12 protein-coding genes and 2 pseudogenes are annotated in these 18,950 nt (G+C 71.4%); 3 read left to right on the forward strand and 11 right to left on the reverse strand.

The window, feature by feature from the left end:
• Nucleotides 1-116 precede the first annotated feature (116 nt).
• The 3 genes from ACIGYR_RS36320 to ACIGYR_RS36330 form a co-directional block, all read right to left on the reverse strand.
• Entirely contained in the window at nt 117-2,513 is a 2,397-nt protein-coding gene (locus tag ACIGYR_RS36320; protein ID WP_399606987.1) for a glycoside hydrolase family 65 protein, read from the reverse strand.
• Nucleotides 2,510-3,253 (reverse strand): HAD family hydrolase, encoded by a 744-nt coding sequence (locus ACIGYR_RS36325; RefSeq protein ID WP_399606984.1) that lies wholly within the window; start codon nt 3,251-3,253, stop codon nt 2,510-2,512. Before ACIGYR_RS36325 ends, ACIGYR_RS36320 begins: the two co-directional genes overlap by 4 nt.
• Nucleotides 3,254-3,429: 176 nt before the next feature.
• Nucleotides 3,430-5,142, reverse strand: coding sequence for an MFS transporter (locus ACIGYR_RS36330; protein ID WP_399606982.1), 1,713 nt, complete (start codon nt 5,140-5,142; stop codon nt 3,430-3,432).
• 251 nt (nt 5,143-5,393) lie between these two features.
• Between ACIGYR_RS36330 and ACIGYR_RS36335 the strand changes: the two genes are divergently transcribed.
• A complete protein-coding gene (locus ACIGYR_RS36335; RefSeq protein ID WP_399606979.1) occupies nt 5,394-6,167 on the forward strand; it encodes a TetR/AcrR family transcriptional regulator in 774 nt (257 codons plus the stop codon).
• On the opposite strand, the gene ACIGYR_RS36340 is transcribed toward ACIGYR_RS36335, so the two are convergent.
• From ACIGYR_RS36340 to ACIGYR_RS36350, 3 genes are all read right to left on the reverse strand, one after another.
• Entirely contained in the window at nt 6,143-8,650 is a 2,508-nt protein-coding gene (locus ACIGYR_RS36340; RefSeq protein WP_399607164.1) for a glycosyl hydrolase family 95 catalytic domain-containing protein, read from the reverse strand. The genes ACIGYR_RS36335 and ACIGYR_RS36340 overlap by 25 nt on opposite strands.
• 201 nt (nt 8,651-8,851) lie before the next feature.
• A complete protein-coding gene (locus ACIGYR_RS36345) occupies nt 8,852-10,039 on the reverse strand; it encodes an ROK family protein (RefSeq protein ID WP_399606977.1) in 1,188 nt (395 codons plus the stop codon).
• A gap of 125 nt (nt 10,040-10,164) precedes the next feature.
• A complete protein-coding gene (locus ACIGYR_RS36350) occupies nt 10,165-10,740 on the reverse strand; it encodes a TetR family transcriptional regulator (RefSeq protein ID WP_399606974.1) in 576 nt (191 codons plus the stop codon).
• 101 nt (nt 10,741-10,841) lie between these two features.
• Here ACIGYR_RS36350 and ACIGYR_RS36355 point away from each other — a divergent pair, with 101 nt between their 5' ends.
• Nucleotides 10,842-11,825, forward strand: coding sequence for an aldo/keto reductase (locus ACIGYR_RS36355; RefSeq protein WP_399606971.1), 984 nt, complete (start codon nt 10,842-10,844; stop codon nt 11,823-11,825).
• 427 nt (nt 11,826-12,252) lie between these two features.
• Nucleotides 12,253-14,373, forward strand: a complete 2,121-nt coding sequence (locus ACIGYR_RS36360) for a SpoIIE family protein phosphatase (RefSeq protein WP_399606969.1) — start codon at nt 12,253-12,255, stop codon at nt 14,371-14,373.
• 32 nt (nt 14,374-14,405) lie between these two features.
• Here the strand turns inward: ACIGYR_RS36360 and ACIGYR_RS36365 are convergent.
• From ACIGYR_RS36365 to ACIGYR_RS36385, 5 genes and pseudogenes are all read right to left on the reverse strand, one after another.
• Nucleotides 14,406-14,863 (reverse strand): annotated as a pseudogene (locus ACIGYR_RS36365) (MFS transporter); the annotation flags it as partial.
• A gap of 416 nt (nt 14,864-15,279) precedes the next feature.
• Nucleotides 15,280-16,323, reverse strand: a complete 1,044-nt coding sequence (locus ACIGYR_RS36370; protein ID WP_391843918.1) for a hypothetical protein — start codon at nt 16,321-16,323, stop codon at nt 15,280-15,282.
• A gap of 478 nt (nt 16,324-16,801) precedes the next feature.
• Nucleotides 16,802-16,924: pseudogene (locus tag ACIGYR_RS36375) on the reverse strand (aldehyde dehydrogenase family protein); the annotation flags it as partial.
• A 384-nt stretch (nt 16,925-17,308) separates the two neighbouring features.
• On the reverse strand, nt 17,309-18,553 hold the full coding sequence (locus ACIGYR_RS36380; protein WP_399606966.1) for a cytochrome P450: 1,245 nt from the start codon (nt 18,551-18,553) through the stop codon (nt 17,309-17,311).
• Nucleotides 18,550-18,771 (reverse strand): amidohydrolase family protein, encoded by a 222-nt coding sequence (locus tag ACIGYR_RS36385; RefSeq protein ID WP_400014423.1) that lies wholly within the window; start codon nt 18,769-18,771, stop codon nt 18,550-18,552. Before ACIGYR_RS36385 ends, ACIGYR_RS36380 begins: the two co-directional genes overlap by 4 nt.
• Between the last annotated feature and the right edge of the window lie 179 nt (nt 18,772-18,950).

Raw genomic sequence — 18,950 nt, forward strand, 5'->3', positions numbered from 1 at the left:
GGCACGGCCACCGCGCGGCGACGGGCCGGGGCGGCGAAGCCGGCCGACACCCGCCTCGCCCGCCCGGTGAGACGGTCCAGGTCACCGACGCCCGTGCAACCGGCTCGGGCGCAGTGCTACTCGCGTCTTTCCGGCGCGGGCTCCTCCCCGCTGGACAGGCCCTCCGGGCGGCGGCCCGCCGGCTGCTGGGGCTCGGGGCGGGCGGGGAGCGCGGGCACCGGGCGGTCGGCCGGCGTGTCGGCGGTCACCGTCACCGGTTCCCCGTGGTGCAGGATCACCAGCGGTTCGCCTTCGACCAGCTGATAGCGCGCATGGGACCGGCCGATGTCCACCTTCATCCTGCGTCCGCCTACCAGCACGGTGAACGCCACCCTGGACAGCGCTTCCGGCAGGCGCGGCGAGAACGCCAGCCGGGCCGGCCCTTCGTCCTCGCCGGCGTATCGGCGCATGCCCCCGAAACCTGTGACCAGGGCGATCCAGGTGCCGGCGAGGGAAGCGATGTGCAGCCCGTCCCGGGTGTTGTGCTCCAGATCGTCCAGGTCCATCAGCGCGGCCTCGCCGAGGTAGGCGTAGGCCAGTCGCAGATGCCCGGTCTCGGCGGCGAGCACCGCCTGGCAGCACGCCGACAGTGAGGAGTCGCGGACGGTCAGCGCCTCGTAATAGGCGAAGTTGCGCGCCTTCTGCTCGTCGGTGAAGTTGCCCGGGCACTCCAGCATCGCCAGCACCACGTCGGCCTGCTTCACCACCTGCTTGCGGTACAGGTCGAAGTACGGGTAGTGCAGCAGCAGCGGATAGTGCTCGGCCGGTGTGGCCTCGAAGTCCCAGCGCTGGAAGGTCGTGAAGCCGGCCGACTGCTCGTGCACGCCCAGGGACTCGTTGTACGGCACCGCCATCCGGGCCGCGGCGTCCCGCCACCCCGCGGCCTCCTCGTCGTCGACACCGAGTTCCGCCGCCCGGTCCGGATGACGCACCGCCACGTCCGCCGCGAACAGCAGGTTCTGCCGGGCCATCAGGTTGGTGTACAGGTTGTCCCGGGCGAAGGCGCTGTACTCGTCGGGGCCGGTGACGCCGTCGATGTGGAAGACGCCCTCCGCGTCGTGGTGACCGAGGGACCGCCACAGCCGTGCGGTGTCCACCAGGAGATCGAGCCCCTCACCGCGCTCGAAGTCCTCGTCACCGGTCACCAGGACGTACCGTTCGACGGCCATGGCGATGTCGGCGTTGACGTGGAAGGCGGCCGTACCGGCGGGCCAGTAGGCGGAGCACTCGGCGCCGTCGATGGTCCGCCAGGGGAACGTCGCCCCCGCCAGCCCGAGCTGGCGCGCGCGTTCCCGAGCCGCCGGCAGCGTCCCGTGCCGCCATCTCAGCGCCGACGCGACGGTCTCCGGCGCGGTGTACGTCAGCACCGGCAGCACGTACGACTCGGTGTCCCAGAAGGAGTGTCCGTCGTACCCGGTTCCGGTCAGGCCCTTCGCGGGGATCGCCCGGTTCTCGCCGCGGGCCGCCGCCTGCAGTACATGGAAGAGGGCGAACCGCACCGCCTGCTGGATCTCCGCGTCGCCCTCCACCTCGACGTCCGCCCCGGCCCAGAAGCGGTCCAGGTACGCCCGTTGCGCGGCGAGCAGTCCGTCCCAGCCGGTGCTGACCGCGCCCGCCACCGCTCCGTCCACCTGATCGTGGACGGCCGGCAGTGAACGTTCCCCCGACCAGCCGTACGCGACGAACTTGACCAGCCGCAGCGGCTGTCCGGGCGTCAGGTCCGCGGTCACCGTCAGCCGGCTGACGTCGGGCTCGCTCTGCGCCGTCCAGCGCGTGCTCTCGGGCCCCTCCACGATGTGGTCGGCCGCCGCCGCCACCCGCAGCCCGCTGCGGTCGGTGCAGTGCACGAGCCGCAGCCGGGTCTCCTGGGCGAAGTGCTCCTCGGGCAGCAGCGGGGACTCGGTCGCCGCGGCGACGCGCGGGTCGCCCTCGAAACGGGGCATCTGTTCGTTGGCGACGAGCTCGGACTGCACGGCCACGGTGGCCGGTCCGTCGACCGGCTCGACCTCGTACACGATCGCCGCCACCGCGCGTTGGGTGAAGGACACGAGCCGGTGTGAGGTGATCCGGACCGTCCGGCCGCCGGGCGAGGTCCACCGCGCCGTGCGGCTGAGCACACCGGAGCGGAAGTCCAGGACCCGCTCGTGCGCCAGCAGCCGGCCGTACCGCAGATCGCACGGGTGGTCGTCGACGAGCAGTCGGATGATCTTGCCGTCGGTGACGTTGATCATCGTCTGGCCGGACTCGGGATAGCCGTAGCCCGCTTCCGCGTAGGGCAGCGGGTGCCGCTCGTAGACGCCGTTGAGATAGGCGCCGGGCAGTCCGTGCGGCTCGCCCTCGTCGAGGTTCCCGCGCCACCCGACGTGCCCGTTGGACAACGCGAACACCGACTCGCTCTGCGCGAGCACGTCGAGATTCAGCTCGGTCTCCCGCAGGCACCACGGCTCGACCGTGAAGCTGGGATGAGTGATCATCGGGACTCCAGAAGTTCGGCGAGGTCCTGGACGACCACATCCGCCCCGTGCGCCCGCAGCTGCTCCGCCTGGCCCACCCGGTCGACCCCGACGACCACGCCGAACCGTCCCGCCCGGCCCGCCTCGACACCGGCCAGGGCGTCTTCGAACACGGCGGCCTCGGCCGGTTCCGTGCCGAGACCGCGGGCCGCCTCCAGGTAGGTGTCCGGGGCGGGCTTGCCGCGCAGTCGGCGCTCGTGAGCCACCACTCCGTCGATCCGCTCGTCGAACAGGTCCTCGATCCCGGCCGCCACCAGCACGTCCCGGCAGTTCGCGCTGGACGACACCACCGCGCAGCGCAGCCCGGCCTCCCGCACGGCGTGGACGAAGCGGACCGAGCCCTCGTACGGCTCCACCCCGTCCTGCCGGATCCGCTCGAGCACCAGGTTGTTCTTCCGGGTGCCCAGGCCGTTCACGGTCTCCGCCTCGGGCGGGTCGTCCGGCGATCCCTCGGGCAGATGGATCCCGCGGGCGGCGAGGAACGTGCGCACCCCGTCCTCACGGGGGCGCCCGTCCACGTACTCGTCGTAGTCGCGGACCGCGTCGAAGGGGACGAACGCGGTCCCCTCGCGGGTCGCGCGCTCGCGGAGATAGCCGTCGAACATCTCCTTCCAGGCGGCCGCGTGCACTTTCGCGGTCTGGGTGAGCACCCCGTCGAGGTCGAACAGGCAGGCACGGACGTGAACAGGAAGCCCCAGCATGCCGCCGAGGCTAGAAGGCACCCGCGGTCCGCGGCGGCAGCCCACCGCCCCGGCACGCCGGAAGGCACCCGCTCGGTCGAGGCGCGGGCGCGGCCGGAGGGGAGCTGTTCGGTACGGCTGAGAGGGCGCCCCCACCAAGAGGACGCCCCCGATGCCGGCCGGTTCCGGCGCGGCCCTCAGTGCCCGGCGGATCCCTCGGGGCGCGCATGGCGCGGCAGGAGGAACGCCAGCAGGAAGGTCAGGGCGAGCAGGCCGTCGACGATCCACAGCACCGACTTCATGACGGACCCGAAACCGCTGCGGAAGGCCGAGGACGCGGTGTCCTCCAGCACGGCCGGTATCCGTGCGCCGGTCCGGGGCGAGGTCACGGCGGACCTGGTGTCCTGCTCCAGACGCGTGCAGGACGCCGGGGTCGCCGCCGGATCCTTGGCGACGGCACGGTCCGAGGCACATGTCCGCAGGTCCGTCACGATGTGTTCCCGCGCGGCGGGTGCGACGTGCGCGGCGGCCAGCTCCCGCCGCAGACCGTCCGAGCGGTGGTCGACGGCGCCGGCGATGCCGCCGCCCAGCAGACCGAAGAACACGGTGCCGAGGAGCGCCACGCCGAAAGCACCGCCGAGCTGCTGCACCGCGGTCATGGTGCCGGACGCCGAGCCGGTCTCGTGCTGCTCGACACTGGCGAGCACGATCTCGAAGAACGGCGCCATCAGCAGGCCCATCCCGATGCCGGTGACGAGCAGGGACGGCATCAGCTGCCAGGGGCCGATGTCGTCCCCCACGACGTCGAGGGTCAGCCATACGCCGAACACGCCGACCGCCATGACCAGGGCGCCCGCCTGAAGCACGGCCCGCCCGAACCGGGCGACCCCCTGAGCGATGCCGAAGCCGACGACCATGCCGCCCGACCAGGGAATCATCAACAGGCCCGACTTGAGCGGCGTATAGCCGAGGCCGATCTGGGCGTAGAGGTTGAGGACCAGCATGAAGCCCTGCATGGTCGAGAAGAAGACCAGCCCGAGGGTCATGCCCCCGCTGAACCCCCGCTTGCGGAAGAGGCTGGGCACGACCAGCGGGTCGCGGCCGGCCTTGCCGCGGCGCGACTCGTAGACGCCGAAGACGGCGAAGACGATCACGGAGGCGGCCATCATCGCGAACGTCCAGGCGGGCCAGTCGTACTCACGGCCCTGGACCAGCGGGAAGATGATGAGCAGTGCGGCCGTCGAGACCAGGAGCATGCCGGGGATGTCCAGGCGCGGCTTGCCGCCGGACTGGCTCCTCGGCAGGTAGCGCAGGGCGCCCAGGAGGGCCGCGGCACCCAGCGGGAGGTTGATCAGGAAGATCATCCGCCACCCGGTGCCGAAGTAGTCGGCGTCCACGAGCCAGCCCGCCAGGATCGGCCCGCACACCGCGGACAGCCCCATGACCGGGCCGAACAGGCCGAAAGCCTTCTGCGACTCCTTGGGCGGGAACATCTCCTTGATCATGCCGAGGCCCTGCGGCAGCATCACCGCGCCGAACAGCCCTTGTACGACGCGGGAGGCGATCAGCATCTCCGGCGACACGGATATCGCGCACAGCAGCGAACCCACGGTGAAGCCGGCGGCTCCCACCAGGAACATCCGGCGGCGCCCGTGGATGTCCCCGAGCCGGCCTCCGGTGACGAGGCCGACGGCCATGGAGAGGGTGTACGCGGCGGCGAGCCACTGCAAGGTGGAGGCGCCGCCGCCGAGGTCGGCCCGCATGGCGGGGCCGGCGATGTTCGTGACCACGGCGTCGAGGAGATCCATCACCTCGGCCGCGAGGATCACGAAGAGGGCAGCCCAGCGCCACCGGTAGGGCGCCGGCGTGTCGGTGGGCGTCTCGGCGGACGCGACACCGGTGGTGGACATCGGAACTCCTCGGAGAAGGGCGCGCCGCGGTGAGACCGTGGGCGCGGTGAGACGTACGGAGGCACGACAGAACACTGTTCAGTGAACGAACGCCGTTCACCTTAGCGGAACGCCGATCGGAAGAAGAACGGTGTTCTTCAAGATATAGCGCAATCCGTGGAGACGGGACAAGATATATCGCGTTCCCCTTACGAGTGTGAACAGTGCTCACCCTGAGAGAACACCGTTCTCCCGGCGCCTAGACTGTCGTCATGAACGACGAGGCCGCCGACACCCCCGCACCCCCTCCGCCGTCCCCCTGGGAGCGCGAGCGCCCCGCCCGCACCCGCGTCGTCCCGGGGCGGGAACCGCTCTCACGCGAACGGGTCGTCGACGCCGCCTTCGCCGTGCTGGACCGGCAGGGGCTCGACGGGCTGTCGATGCGCCAGGTGGCGGCCGAACTCGACGCCTCGGTCTCCGCGCTCTACGCCCACGTCAGCTCCAAGGACGATCTCCTGGAGCTGATGTACACCCGCCTCTTCGCCGGCTTCCAGATGCCCGAAGCCGACCCCGAGCGGTGGCGCGAGCAGGTGCGGGACTACGCCCGTGCCTGGCGGCACTGCCTGCTGTCCCACCGTGACATGGCCAGGATCTCCATGGCCCATGTCCCCTTCACCGCCGAACTGCTGCCGCACGTCGAGGCGTTGCTCGCCGTCTTCCGTACCGCCGGGCTGCCCGACCGCATCGCGGCGGAAGCCGGTGACCTCATCTCCACCTACGTCGACGGATTCGTCCTGGAGGAGGGCATGTGGCAGGACCGGGCCGCCCTGCACGGCGGTGCCGGCTCCTCCCTGGCCCGCCCCGACTGGCGCGAGATGGCCGGCGAGATGCAGAACTACTTCGCGTCCCTGCCCGCGGCGGACTTCCCCCATCTGCGCGCCCTGGCGGGGGTGATGGTGATGGACTCCGCCGACGAGAGGTTCGACATCGGTCTGGAGATCATCCTGCGGGGTCTGGCGAGTTACCTGCCCTCACCGCCTGTGTGACCCGACCGGCTCGACGAGACCGCGTCCGGTCGACCGGCCGCCGTGCCGCCTCCTCGTCCGAGGTCGCGCAAGGTGACGGATCCACCGGGCCTGAGGCTGACCCGCCGGGCGGTGCCGCCCGCGAGGACGGTGGTGTCACGGCCGCCGACGCTCGTCAGCGTCACCCGGGTGACCTCGCCGTTCTTCCAGGTGAGGTCGGCGACGAAGCCGCCACGGACGCCGACGCCGGACACCGAGCCCGAGGCCGCCCAGGCGGCCGGCAGGGCCGGCAGCAACTCCACGTGCCCGGGCCGCGAGTAGACCAGCATCTCGATCACCGCCGCGGGGGTGCCCAGGTTCGCGTCGATCTGGAAGATGCCGCGGCCCTGTCCCATGTCCATGATGTCGAAGAGGTTCGGCGCGCTGCCGTTGCTGCCGTTCACCGACGGCTTCAGGTTGGTGACGACGAGCCGGTACGCCTTCTCCGCGTTCTTCAGCCGGGCCCAGCACAGGCTGCGCCAGGCGTTGGCCCAGCCGTAGCTGTCCATGCCGCGGGCGGTCAGCAGGGCCGTCGCGCCGGCCAGGATGTCCTTCGGGGTGGAGCCGTCCGGGCGGATCCGGTCGCCGGGGAAGAGACCGATGAGCGGGGAGAGGTGCCGGTGTGTGGTCTCGCCCAGGTCGTCCGGCGACATCCACTCCTGCAGTCGGCCGGTCCTCGGGCTGACCACGGGCAGGTACAGGCGCTGACGCAGACCCTCGACGGTCGCGCTGTAGGCGGCGTCCCTGCCGAGCACCCGGGCCGCGGTGCGGTGGTTGCCGAAGAGGTTCCACACCAGTTCCTGGGCGTAGGTGATGCCCTTGGCGTCCAGCGGACCCTGCTCGGGGGACCAGTCGCTGTCGGCGATGAGGACCTCGCGCTCGGCACCGGAGGCGTCGGTGACGGTCGTGGTGATGAGGCGGGCTTCCCAGAATTCCACGGCGCCCCTGAGGAGCGGGTAGATCTTTTCGAGGTAGGCGCGGTCCTGGGTGTACTCGTAGTGCTCGAACAGGCTCTGGCAGAGCCAGGCGTTGCCGGCCGGGTGCCACCACCAGCCGCCACCGCCGTAGGGGTTGGTGGAGATGGCCACCGTCCAGCCGGCGATCCGCCCGCTGGAGTTGCGGTACCTGTTGGCCGGGCTGTTGAACAGCCGCCGGGTGACGTCCGTCCAGCAGGGCAGTTGTGCGAGGCAGTAGTCCGCGAAGACGTCGAAGCAGTCGGACAGGGCCGCCCGGTCGGCCGTCCAGTAGTTCATCTGGAGGTTGATGTCGGTGTGGTAATCGCCCATCCAGTCCGGGTCGTTGCCGTCCAGCCACTGGCCCTGCAGGCCCATCGGAAGGCTGCCCCGCGACCCGGAGATCATCAGATAGCGGCCGAACTGGACGTAGGCGGCCTCCAGTTCAGGATCGGGAACGTCGTCGGTGTGGCGCGCCTGCACCCGCTGCCAGGTGTCCAGCCGGCGCTGTGCGGCCGATGACGTACCGAGGCTGATGTCCAGCTGCTCGAACACCGGGCGGAAGTCGGCGACATGAGTGTGCAGCAGGGTCCGCGCGGAGTGGCCGGCCGCCGCCAGGACCTTGGTCCGTGCCAGGCGCTCCGGGTCCACGGACGGGTCGCGGAACCCGGCGGCCGCGTCGGGCGCGTAGTTTGTGCCGCCGCTGACCACGATGGTGAGCTCCTCGCAGCCCCGGAAGGAGATCGACGTACCGCTGACGGCGACCGTACCGGTGCCGCTGCGGGCCGTGACGGCGGCGCCGTACCTCAGCCCGTTGGCGAAGGAGGCGCCGAACGACGCGCAGCCACCCGCACCGCCCGCGGTGGTGGACTCGCCGTGGGTGCCGGCCAGGGAGACGGTGCCGGTGTAGGTGCCGCCGCCCCGCTGGGAGAAGTGCAGGACGATCACGTCGTCGGGACGGCTGGCGAAGATCTGCCGCTCGTAGGTGACGCCGGAGAGGTCGTACGAGGCGCTGACGAGGCCCTGGGCCAGGTCCAGCGAGCGCCGGTAGCCGTCGACCGAGCCCAGGTCGTGTTCGGGGATGTCGACGGTGAGCCTGGCCAGCAGGGTCAGGGAACCGAAGTCGGCCCGCCCGTACGGGAACTGGCCGTCGCTCAGCAGCGTGTCGTTGAGTCCACCGGTCCACAGGGTGGCATCGGTGATCGTCAGAAGTTCGCCGGCCGGGTCGTTGCTCGCGAGTGCTCCGAGGCGCCCGTTGCCGACCGGCAGGCCCTGCCGGATCATCGAGCCCGGGTCGGCGGGAGCCTGCCACCACAACCGGTTCTTCGCGGCGGCCGCCGCGGACAGCAGCGGCGAGGAGGCGGGACGGTCAGGGGCCGCCGAGGCGGTGAACGCGGGCAGGCCGCCGAGGGCGACTCCGGCGCCCGCGGTGGCGGCCAGGGCGAGGAAGCCCCTGCGGTTGGGGTGGTTGTCGCGCGCTGCGGTGTGCTGGGTGTCCACGGTGCACTCCATGTCCGGGGAACGGCGCATGCGGGAACGACGGTCACGGACCGTCGGGCGTTGCGGGTGGCACGTGCGGCGGGAAGGGGGGCGCCCGGTGGGCGGCGGTGACCGGGTCGCCGGTGAGGGGGAGGGGCCGCACCGCGCGGCGGCCCCGGTGGCGTGACGGTCGTGGCGACCGTGCGGCGCCCTACGGGCCGCGGCTCAGCGGTGTCATCGCTGCTCCTCGTAGGTGTTCGACCCCATGAATGCCTGGATCGCGGTTGCCGCGGCCCCGCGCGCCCACTCCTCGAAGGGCAGGGGCCTGGTCATCACGTCACACCGGGCGGCGGTACCGAAGGCGGACGCGGCGAACGCGTCCCGGATGCCCTCGGCGAACAGGTCATAGGCGGCCAGACCCTCCCCGGAGATGATCACCCGCTCGGGGCCGAGGATGTTCACCAGGGAGCCGATGGCCTTGCCGATGGCCGCGCCGGCCTGTGCGTAGACCGCACGAACCCCGGGGTCCCCGCTGTGGGCCAGGGCCAGTGCCTCGGCGGCGTCGGCCAGCGGCCTGCCCGTGGCCGCGCGCACCGCGCGCAGCAGCGCGGGATCCGCCGCGACCGCCTCCACGCACCCCCGGTTGCCGCAGTGGCAGAGCGGTCCGTGCGGGTCGAGGGAGAGGTGCCCGATCTCGCCGGCCACGCCGTGCGCGCCCGACACCACCTGCCCGTGCACCACCAGGCCGCAGCCGATACCGGCGCCCACGGTCACCAGGGCGAAGTCCGAGAGTCCGACTCCGGCCCCGAACCAGTGCTCGGCGACCGTGAGCGCCCGCACGTCGTTGTCGACCGTGACCCGCAGCCCGGTCGCGGTCGCGGCCAGCTCGCCGAGCGGTACGTCCCGCCACTCCAGGAAGGGGGAGTAGCGCACCACGCCGTCGGCGCGGTCGACGTCTCCCGAGATCGCGATGCCCAGCCCCCGTACCGGAACACCGAGGCTGACGGCTTCCGTGAGCAACTCCTGTACCAGCGCGGTGACCACGGGGAGCACCGCCTCCGGCTCGCGCCGGCTGAGGCGTGCGTTCCGGGACGTCCGGATCCGGCAGCACAGGTCGGCCAGTACGGCGATGATCTCGTCACCGGTGACCTTGATCCCGATGAACAGCGCCCTCCCGGCGTCCACCCGGACCAGGCTGGCCGGGCGACCCACACCGGGGCGGGCCTCTTCGTCCACGCCCTCGACCAGATAGCCGAGTTCCATCAGCGGACGCACCGCCTTGGTGACCGCGGCCGGCGAGAGTCCGGTCCGCCGCCCCACCTCGGACCGGGTGAGCGGGCCGTGGGAGAGGAGGGTGGTGAAGACCAGGGACGCGGCCGGAGCCATCGTCGGGGCCGGCTCCCGGGCCGAGGTCGAGCGCACGGCCGGAAACCTAGGGGTGAATCTTTTCCGCTGTCAATAAATAAAGCCGCACTTCTCCCGCTGGTTCGGCGGAGGCCCTTCGACGGGCCGGCCGCGGCCGAGGACCGCGCGACGCCGTACGGGGACTACCCGCCCGAGCCGACGGGCTTCGGCGCGCTGATCCGGCGGGCTGTCTCGACGACCGCCTCGCGGTGCTCCGCCAGCCGCTCCGGTGACCAGGGCCGGCCGCCCTCCTCCGCCCAGAACCACGCCTGCGCGGCGGCGAGGACCATGGTCAGCAGATCGGCGGGCACCATCTCCGGGGCCAGCCGGCCGCGCTGCTGCGCGTCTGCCACCTGGGCGGTCTTGCGTTGGACGGCCTCCGGTTCGGATCCGGTGGCGCCGGGGCGTTCCAGGAGCTTCCACAGTCGCAGACGCATGAGGTCCGGCCGGGCCACGAGGTGATCGAAGATCGCGCCGGCGTATCCGGGCAGGTCGTCGACGTCGAACGGCACGGACTCGGCACCCGCCGCCATCGCCCGTCGCAGCACCTCGTCGAACAGCTGCTCCTTGTTGCCGAAGTAGGCGTAGATCAGCCGCTTGTTCGCCCCGGCGTTCTCGGCGATCCGGTCCACCCGGGCGCCGGCGATGCCGTAGGCGGCGAATTCGGTGAACGCGGCGTCGAGCAGCCGGGTCTTGGTGGCGCTGGAGTCCCGTGGCATGCTCGCCACCCTAGCAAGTAACTATCTAGTTATTGACACGCGTGCGGCGGGGGTCTACGGTCATGTATCTATCCAGTTAGTTACGGAATGAGGGAACCCACATGGAACACCGCGCACTGGGCGGTCAGGGCCTGACCGTCGGCGCTCAGGGGCTGGGCTGCATGGGCATGAGCGCCTTCTACGGCGCCACCGACGAGGCCGAGTCCCTGGCCACCGTCGACCGCGCGCTGGAGCTGGGCGTCACCCTGCTGGACACCGCCGAGAGCTACGGGCCGTTCGTCAACGAGCAGCTCCTCGGCAAGGCTCTGGCCGGGCGCCGGGAGGCCGCCGTGCTCGCCACGAAGACCGGCGTGGAGATCACCGACGACGGCAGCGTGCTCGGCCTGAACGGCCGGCCCGAGTACATCCGCCGGGCCCTCGAACGCTCGCTGCGGCACCTGGGCACCGACCACGTCGACCTGTACTACCTGCACCGCATCGACCCGAAGGTGCCGATCGAGGAGACCGTCGGTGCCCTGGCCGGACTGGTCGCCGAGGGCAAGGTCCGCCACATCGGCGTGTCCGAGGCGTCGGCGCGGACCATCCGCCGGGCCCACGCCGTGCACCCGCTCACCGCCGTCCAGACCGAGTACTCGCTCTTCGAGCGCGGCATCGAGCACGACGGAGTGCTCGACACCCTGCGCGAACTGGGGATCGGACTGGTCGCCTACTCCCCGCTGGGGCGCGGCTTCCTGTCCGGCGCCCTCAGCAGTCCCGACGACTTCGCCGAGGACGACTGGCGCCGGACCGACCCCCGCTTCCAGGGCGAGAACTTCAGCCGCAATCTCGACGTCGTCCGCGAGGTCCGCCGTATCGCCGCCGCCAAGGAGGTCACGCCCTCCCAGCTGGCGCTCGCCTGGGTCCAGCACCAGGGCGCGATCGCCATCCCCGGCACCAAACGCCGCCGCTACCTCGAGGAGAACGTCGCCGCGACCGAGGTGACCCTCACCGCTGAGGACCTCGCCGCGATCGAGGCCGTCGCCCCGCACGGTGCGGTCACCGGCGACCGGTACACGCCCGAGCTCATGGGCACGCTCAACGGCTGAGAGCCGAACCGGCCCGCAGCCGGGCCGCAGGACCCGTGCGGCCGCTGGACGTGGTCGTCTTCCCGACCGGTGTGTTCGTCTCCTCGGCGCAGGCGCTCGTCCACACGCACGCGACCGTCCTCCGGCGCCACCCACCGCTGACCGAGTGCCGTGCCGGTGTCCGCCCAAGACCGTCGGCGGCGTGGAAGGGTAGAAGTGGAATGCCGAACGGACCGGCGAGGTGATGCCACACGGGTCTTGTAGGGGTCGCCCGCGGTACTGGGACGGAACTTCGGTCGCGGCGCTTCTCCCGGCTCGCCGCTCTGGCCGTCCCGGGCTCCGTGCCCCATCGTGGGAAGGGCTGCTGATCTGCGGGAAGACCGTCCCGCCCGACCTGCGGGGCGAGGCGGCCACCCCGGTGGGTCGGCGGAGGGAAGGAGCGCGTGCGATGAGGCGAGCGAAGCAGCGCCCCGAGCAGGCGGATCATCTGTCGGGCGCCGCGACGAATCCGAGCGGGCTGATGGATCTGCTGGGCGTTGCCGCGGTGCTGCTGGAGGCCGACGGCAGGATCGACATGTGGAGTCCGCAGGCCGAGGAACTGTTCGGCTACGCCCGCAGCGAGGCGGTCGGACAGTACGCGGCGCCGCTCCTCCTCAACCCGGAACACCAGGACGCGGCGATCACGCTCTTCGCCGACGTGATGGAGACCGGCCGCAGCTGGGCGGGGGCGTTCCCCGTCCGGCTCAAGGACGGCACCACCCGGATGGTCGAGTTCCGCAACATGCGGCTGACCGACAACCTCGGCGACCACTACGCCCTGGGCCTGGCCACCGACCGCAACACGTTGCGGCAGATGGAACGCAAGCTGGCCCTGTCCGACCGGCTGGTCGCCCAGGCACCGATCGGGCTGGCCGTCCTCGACACCGAGCTGCGGTATCTGTCCATCAATCCGGCTCTGGCGGCCATGCACGGCGTCCCCGAGGCCGACCACGCCGGCCGTGGCTTCCGCGACATCGTGCCCGGCGCGGCCTTCCAGGGGGCGGAGACCGTGATGCGGCAGGTCCTGGCATCCGGCGTCCCCGTGGTGGAACGGCAGGTGGTGGGCCGTACCGCCGCCGACCCGGACAACGACCATGCCTGGGCGCTGTCGGTCTACCGGCTGGAGGACCACCACGGCCGTGTATTGGGCATCGCCACCGTCGTGGTGGACGTCACCGACCGATACCGGGCGGCCAAGAAGGCCGACGAGGCCCAGCAGCGCCTGCGCCTCATGGCCAACGGGTCGGCCCGGATCGGCACCACCCTGGAGGTGGAGCGGACCGCGCGGGAACTGGCCGACGTCGTGGTGCCCGATCTGGCCGACATGGTCGCCGTGGACCTCCTGGACTCGGTCCTGCGCACGGGCCGTCCGGAACTCGACGAGGGACCGGCGCTGTTCCGCGCCCTGGCGGTGAAGACCGCGTACCCCACCGACGCCGCCCAGGCGATCGTGCAGCCGGGCCACCTCACCACCTACCACGCCGATCACCCGGCGTCCCACTGCATCCGCACCCTCCGTCCCCACCTGATCACCCACCTGGACAGCGGGGAGATCTCCCGGGTCGCCGCCGACCCCGAGACCGGCCACCTGCTCGCCCAGGCCGGCGTCCACACCGACATGGCCGTTCCGCTCATCGCCCGTGGACAGGTCATCGGCGTCATGGGCCTGGCCCGCGCCCGCAACCCCCTGCCGTTCGACGAGGACGACCTCACCCTCGCCTGTGAGCTGGCCTCGTCCGCCGCGCTGAGCATCGACAACGCCGTCCTGCACCAGCACATCCGCAACGCCGCCGAGACCCTGCAGCGCAGCCTGCTCCCGCAGCTACCGCCCCGGCGGCCCGGCCTCGAGGTCGCCGCCCGCTACCGGCCCGCCCAGGTCTTCCACGAGGTCGGCGGCGACTGGTACGACGTGATCCCCCTCAGCGGTGACCGCACGGCGCTCGCGGTGGGCGACGTCATGGGCAGCGGCATCCCGGCCGCCACCACCATGGGCCGCCTGCGCACCGCCACCTCCACCCTGGCCGACCTCGACCTCGACCCGGCCCGGATCCTCACCCACCTCGACAAGATCACCCGCGACCTGGACCCCTACATCGCCACCTGCGTGTACGCGGTGTACGACCCCCACCGCGCCCAGCTGCACGTGGCGTCCGCCGGTCATCTGCCCCCGGTCCTGGTGCGGGCCGGGGAGCGGCCGGAACTCCTCGACCTGCCCACCGGGACTCCGCTCGGCGTCGGCGGTGTCCCCTTCGAGACCACCACCCTCGACCTGCTGCCCGGCGACCGTCTCGTGCTGTACACCGACGGACTGGTCGAAACCCGCAACGACCCCATCGACGAACGCCTGGACGACCTGCTCACCCTCCTGACAGAGCCGGACCGGACCGCGGAGGAGACCTGCGACCGGCTGCTGCGGCAACTGCGGCACCCGGCGGGCCACGACGACGTCGCCCTCCTCATCGTCCGTGCCCAACCACTCGCGACCGCGGCAGTGGCGTCGACACCGGCAGCGCAGCACGCCGATCCCTGACCGCACACCACCGAGCGGCCCCCGCCGCGCCGTCATCGGGCGTTTCGTGCCCAGGCCCGTCGGACGGCGGGCTCGGCCGCCGTCTCCCGCGTGCCGGGAAGGGTGAGTACGGACAGGAAGGCGAGGGCGGCGACCGTGGCGAAGAAGTAGAAGCCCCGGGGGTGACCGATGCCGGCGGTCACCAGGGCGCCGGTGATCGACGGCCCCACGATGGAGCCGACGCGGCCGATGCCGGACGCCGAGCCGAGGGCGGTGCCGCGGACGGGGCGGGGCAGAAGCTCGTCACGTACGCGTAGACGAGCACCTGCGCCGAGAAGAGGAACACACCGGTCAGGAAGACGACCACGTCCAGCAGCAGCTCGCTGTCCATCTTGATGCTGAGACAGGCCAGCATGGCCACCGAGACCGCGAACCAGCCGAGGGTGGTGCGCTTGATGCCGCGCCGGCCGGCCACGAACCCTCCCAGCACCAGTCCGGCCACACCGCCGACGAAGATCTCCTCCCGGGGCCGCAGTAGTAACGGCCGCGAAAACAACGGAGCGCGGCTCGTTCGGCGGACTCCAGTTCTGCGGTGCGGAGGAAGCCCGCGACCTTGCCGGGCATGTCGAGTGAGCGGCAGCTCTGGGGCCGGAGCGCCGGCCGACGGTCGCGTGCTCGGCCAGGAGGTCGGCGACGGCCGCGCGGAGGCACCGAGGCTGACGCCGTGGTCGTGAGCGAGGGCGGCGATGGAGAGGCCCTCCCGGTACGCGGTACGCGGTACGCGGTACGCACGGCGCCGGCCTTCCGGCTGGGAAGGCCGGCGCACGCTTGCTGTCCTTGGCCTCAGCGGCCCGCAGTCCGTTTAGGTCAGCTCGCGCTTGTTGATCCCCGAGGGCGGACAAGCGGCTACTGTCGGCGGATTCAGATTCAGGGGACGGACGTGACCACGCCGGGCCTGCAGCTGAAGGTCAGCGCGTTGTCGACTGCTGGCACGGACTCACTGGCTGAGCCGCTCCGGTATCGAAACCAGAGGTCGCTCTCACCTTCGAGCTGGAAATCGTAGCGAATCGCGGCGCGCAGGATAATCGATACACCGCGCTCGCGGAGATCCTGCATGTTCGCCGTGAATCTCAGGGGACCGGGCATCCATCCATAGGCCCGGCGATCATCCGACATACCCACCGGAAAGACGTTTTGGAGATCGGTGAGTTCCTCCGACAGCGAGTTCCCTGCCAGCCACTCGCCGGAGCTGAGCGTGACGGTCACCTCGACGGACTCCCAGCACTTCGCCCACTTGTCGTCCGCGGCAAAGATTGGGTGGTAGTACCCGGTATAGCCGGAGATAAGGCCCAAGATCTGCATCGTGGGGTCGACCGCGAAGACCGTCCGGTTTGTGTACTCCATGCGCCCGGGAGGGAGGGTGAACGTCATCGCGAGGCCCACCGTGCCATTGAGGAGTGCGTCGCCGGTGTAGCCGGCGTGTCCGAAGATCCGAGGGGGGTCCTGATCGACGTCGTAGAGGATGCCCGGGTCACTCGAGAACCCGCCTACCGAGGACCTCCACAGTTCACCCACGTGCGCGGGCTGGAGCACATCATGGTGGGGTGGGGGGAAGATTACGCCACGCGCGCTTGGTCCGTCGTCGCCTGGAAGGATTGACGCGGACGGGGCGCGCCGCATGACAGGGCTGTCCAGCGGCTGCCACGCAGTGCCTTTGAGCCGTTCGAGCTCAGGCGCGATCCGCTCTCTCTGAGCGCGACCGCGCTCCTCCAGATCCGGGATCGCGGACTTCAGTGCCTCACGGGTCTCTTTGGCGAGCGACTTGCGAACCTCCGTAATCGCCTCGTACCCCTCGGGCATTCTGACAGCTGCCCAGGAGGCGTTGAGCGAGTCGATCGCCGCCTTTTCCTCTGCCGTGAGCTCGGCCCGGTCGGAGTACACGGTCTTGACGGCGGGGCTCTCTGAAGACATTGGGGTCCCTTCCGAATCTACAGCTCGCTCCAAGACGCCTGAAAATGAATATAAGGGATATGTTGGCGTCAGTGGCCTAGCAGATGCATTACTTCGACATGGTGTGACCCGCTCAGAGCAGTCACCTTCACCCCCACGTCTAGGCGCAGCCACTTGAGCCGGAGCGGGGGGCGGAAGACGCCTCCGCGGTCCGCGGCCCGGTCGGCGCTGATCTCGCCACCAGCTCCGGGGCGCCCAGCATCGCGCCCAGAACGTTTCGGCTGTCCAGGGGCGGCCTTGGCCTGCTCATCACTCAGAAATTCCACAGGCACGATCCGGACCGTAGCCAGCCCCCGACACCTGCCCAACGACGTTTCCGCGAATCCGCGCAGTCCCTCCAGCTGGGTGCGGTCTTCGATCCAGGAGCGGATCGTTAAGGTGCTGCCGTCTTCGAGGAGTTCGAGGTCGGTGACGACCTCGACGACCGGAAAGCTGGACGCACCCGCTCCAGCTGCCGCCGGTCGATGATCGGGCCGAGTGCCACGTCCTCCCGGGCGGGGTCGCCCACGGTCAGCGCCTCTGCCTTCGCCACGAGGGCGGCGGTGTACCCGTCGAGCAGCGACGCTCCGCGCCGGGACCCCGGCGTGCTCGACCCGGCGGTCCAGCAGGGCCGACGCGTTGTCGTCGGCGTCGGCGCCCCAGTCGTCGTACGGGACGAGAGGTAGGACGGCCGACGCTGCAACCGCACCTCGAAGACGGCCTGGGCGAGCGCGCGCGGCACATCCTGCGCGCACGCCGGCTCGGCCGCCCAGCCGACGAGCGGCCTCATCAGCGTCGGGCGTCGACGTTGGAGAGGTTCGCCTCCGGCCCGATGGCCGACCGCACCTGCTGCCCCGCCACCAGCACCAGCGGGGTACGCGAGGGCTGGGCCGGTAGGCGCGCGTTCGTCCGCCACCGCGGGGCGTCCGGCGGTACCGAGCGCCCCGCGTCCGTGGCGGACCCGGCGTCAGCCGGCGGGGTCGAGGACGACCGGCAGCTCCGCCAGGCCCCGGAAGGCGGGGAACGGAACCTCCAGCCACCGTGGCCCGCCGGCGGTGTCGGCCAGGGCCATCCTCGGGAACCGGTCGAACAGGAGCGTGAGAGCCAGCTGCGTCTCCAGCCGGGCCAGCGGGGCTCCCAGACAGTAGTGGCTGCCGTGCCCGAACCCGAGGTGGGCGTCCTGCGCGTTGCCCGGCCGCGTCACGTCCAGCTGGTCCGGTGCCTCGAACTTCAGCGGATCGCGGTTGGCCGAGCTGAGCGCGATCTGGACCAGGGCGCCCTTGGGGATCCGGGTCCCGCTGTACTCCACGTCCTCGGTCGCGTAGCGGAACGTCGCGCTCTCCACGGAACCGTCGTAGCGCACCAGTTCCTCGACCGCCGCACGGATCAGCTCCGGGTTCTCCCGCACGGCGCGCAGCTGCGCGGGATGCGACAGGAGGTGGTGGACGGCGTTGCCGATGAGGTAGGCGGTCGTCTTGTGGCCGGCGAACATCAACAGGAAGGCGGTGGAGACGAGTTCACTCTCGGTGAGCCCGCCGTCCTCGTTGTCCCGGACCGCGGTGAGCGCGCTGAGCAGGTCGTCACCCGGGTGTTCCCGCTTGGCGGTGATGAGCTGCGTGAAGTAGGCGTGCAGATCCTCCTCCGCCTTCTGCTGGGCCCGCTTGAACTCCTCGCCGAAGCCGGTCTGCGCCACGGTGGTGGACAGGTGCTGCATCCGCGACCGGTCCTGCGGCGGTACGCCGAGCAGGTCGCAGATCACGATGATCGGCAGCGGGAACGCGAACGCCGGCAGCAGGTCGAGGGGCTCCTGGACGGGGCACTCGTCGAGCAGGTCCTGGACGATCTCCCCGATCCGCGGCCGCAGCGCCTGCACGCGTCGCGGGGTGAACGCCGAGTTGACCAGCCTGCGCAGCCGGGTGTGCTTGGGCGCGTCGGAGTTGAGCATGTTGTCGTCCAGTGCGACGGACGAGTCACCGAAGATCCTCCGGTAGGCGTCCATGGCCCCGTACATGTCCTTGCTCAGCCGCGGGTCCGAGAGGGCGGCCCGCGCGTCCTCGTACCGGGTGATCAGGTAGGTCTCGTTGCCGTGCGGCGGTCTCATGGGGCAGACCGGCGCCTCCTGCCGGAGCCGGGCGTAGACGGCGTACGGGTCGCGCCGGAACTCCGGGGCGCACTGTTCGGCTGCGGCCACGGCCTCTTGCGTGGTGGTCACGGGCGGCTCCTCAGGTCGAAGAGGGCTTCGGCGTTGCCGCCGAGGATGAGCTGCTGGGACGCCTTGTCGAGCGGCAGCTTCTCGATCAGGTGGACGAAGTCCTCCAGTGGCGCGGCCATCGGCGGTGAGTCGGTGCCGAACAGCATCCGTTCGGGCCCCAGCACCTCCGCGTTCAGGCTCAGGTGCGCCGCGCTGAACGGGCTCGTGTCGACGTACATGCGGCGCAGCGCGGCGGCCGGGTCGGCGGAGGGTGCCTCGGGGCCGCCCGCGGGCGGGGGGGGGGGGGGGGGGGGGGGGGGCGGGGGCGCGGGGGGGGGGCGGGGGGGGGCGCCCCCCCCGCCCCCCCCCCCCCCCCCCCCCCGCCCCCCCCCCCCCCCCCCCCCCCCCCCCCCCCCGT

It is taken from the genome of Streptomyces sp. NPDC053076 (assembly GCF_044546845.1).
GTDB lineage: Bacteria > Actinomycetota > Actinomycetes > Streptomycetales > Streptomycetaceae > Streptomyces.

Bases quoted from the DNA above. Each gene is read 5' to 3' on its own strand.
- ACIGYR_RS36320 (WP_399606987.1), bottom strand. From the start codon at position 2,513: ATGATCACTCATCCCAGCTTCACGGTCGAGCCGTGGTGCCTGCGGGAG.
- ACIGYR_RS36325 (WP_399606984.1), bottom strand. From the start codon at position 3,253: ATGCTGGGGCTTCCTGTTCACGTCCGTGCCTGCCTGTTCGACCTCGAC.
- ACIGYR_RS36330 (WP_399606982.1), bottom strand. From the start codon at position 5,142: ATGTCCACCACCGGTGTCGCGTCCGCCGAGACGCCCACCGACACGCCG.
- ACIGYR_RS36335 (WP_399606979.1), top strand. From the start codon at position 5,394: ATGAACGACGAGGCCGCCGACACCCCCGCACCCCCTCCGCCGTCCCCC.
- ACIGYR_RS36340 (WP_399607164.1), bottom strand. From the start codon at position 8,650: ATGGAGTGCACCGTGGACACCCAGCACACCGCAGCGCGCGACAACCAC.
- ACIGYR_RS36350 (WP_399606974.1), bottom strand. From the start codon at position 10,740: ATGCCACGGGACTCCAGCGCCACCAAGACCCGGCTGCTCGACGCCGCG.
- ACIGYR_RS36355 (WP_399606971.1), top strand. From the start codon at position 10,842: ATGGAACACCGCGCACTGGGCGGTCAGGGCCTGACCGTCGGCGCTCAG.
- ACIGYR_RS36360 (WP_399606969.1), top strand. From the start codon at position 12,253: ATGAGGCGAGCGAAGCAGCGCCCCGAGCAGGCGGATCATCTGTCGGGC.
- ACIGYR_RS36370 (WP_391843918.1), bottom strand. From the start codon at position 16,323: ATGTCTTCAGAGAGCCCCGCCGTCAAGACCGTGTACTCCGACCGGGCC.
- ACIGYR_RS36385 (WP_400014423.1), bottom strand. From the start codon at position 18,771: ATGTACGTCGACACGAGCCCGTTCAGCGCGGCGCACCTGAGCCTGAAC.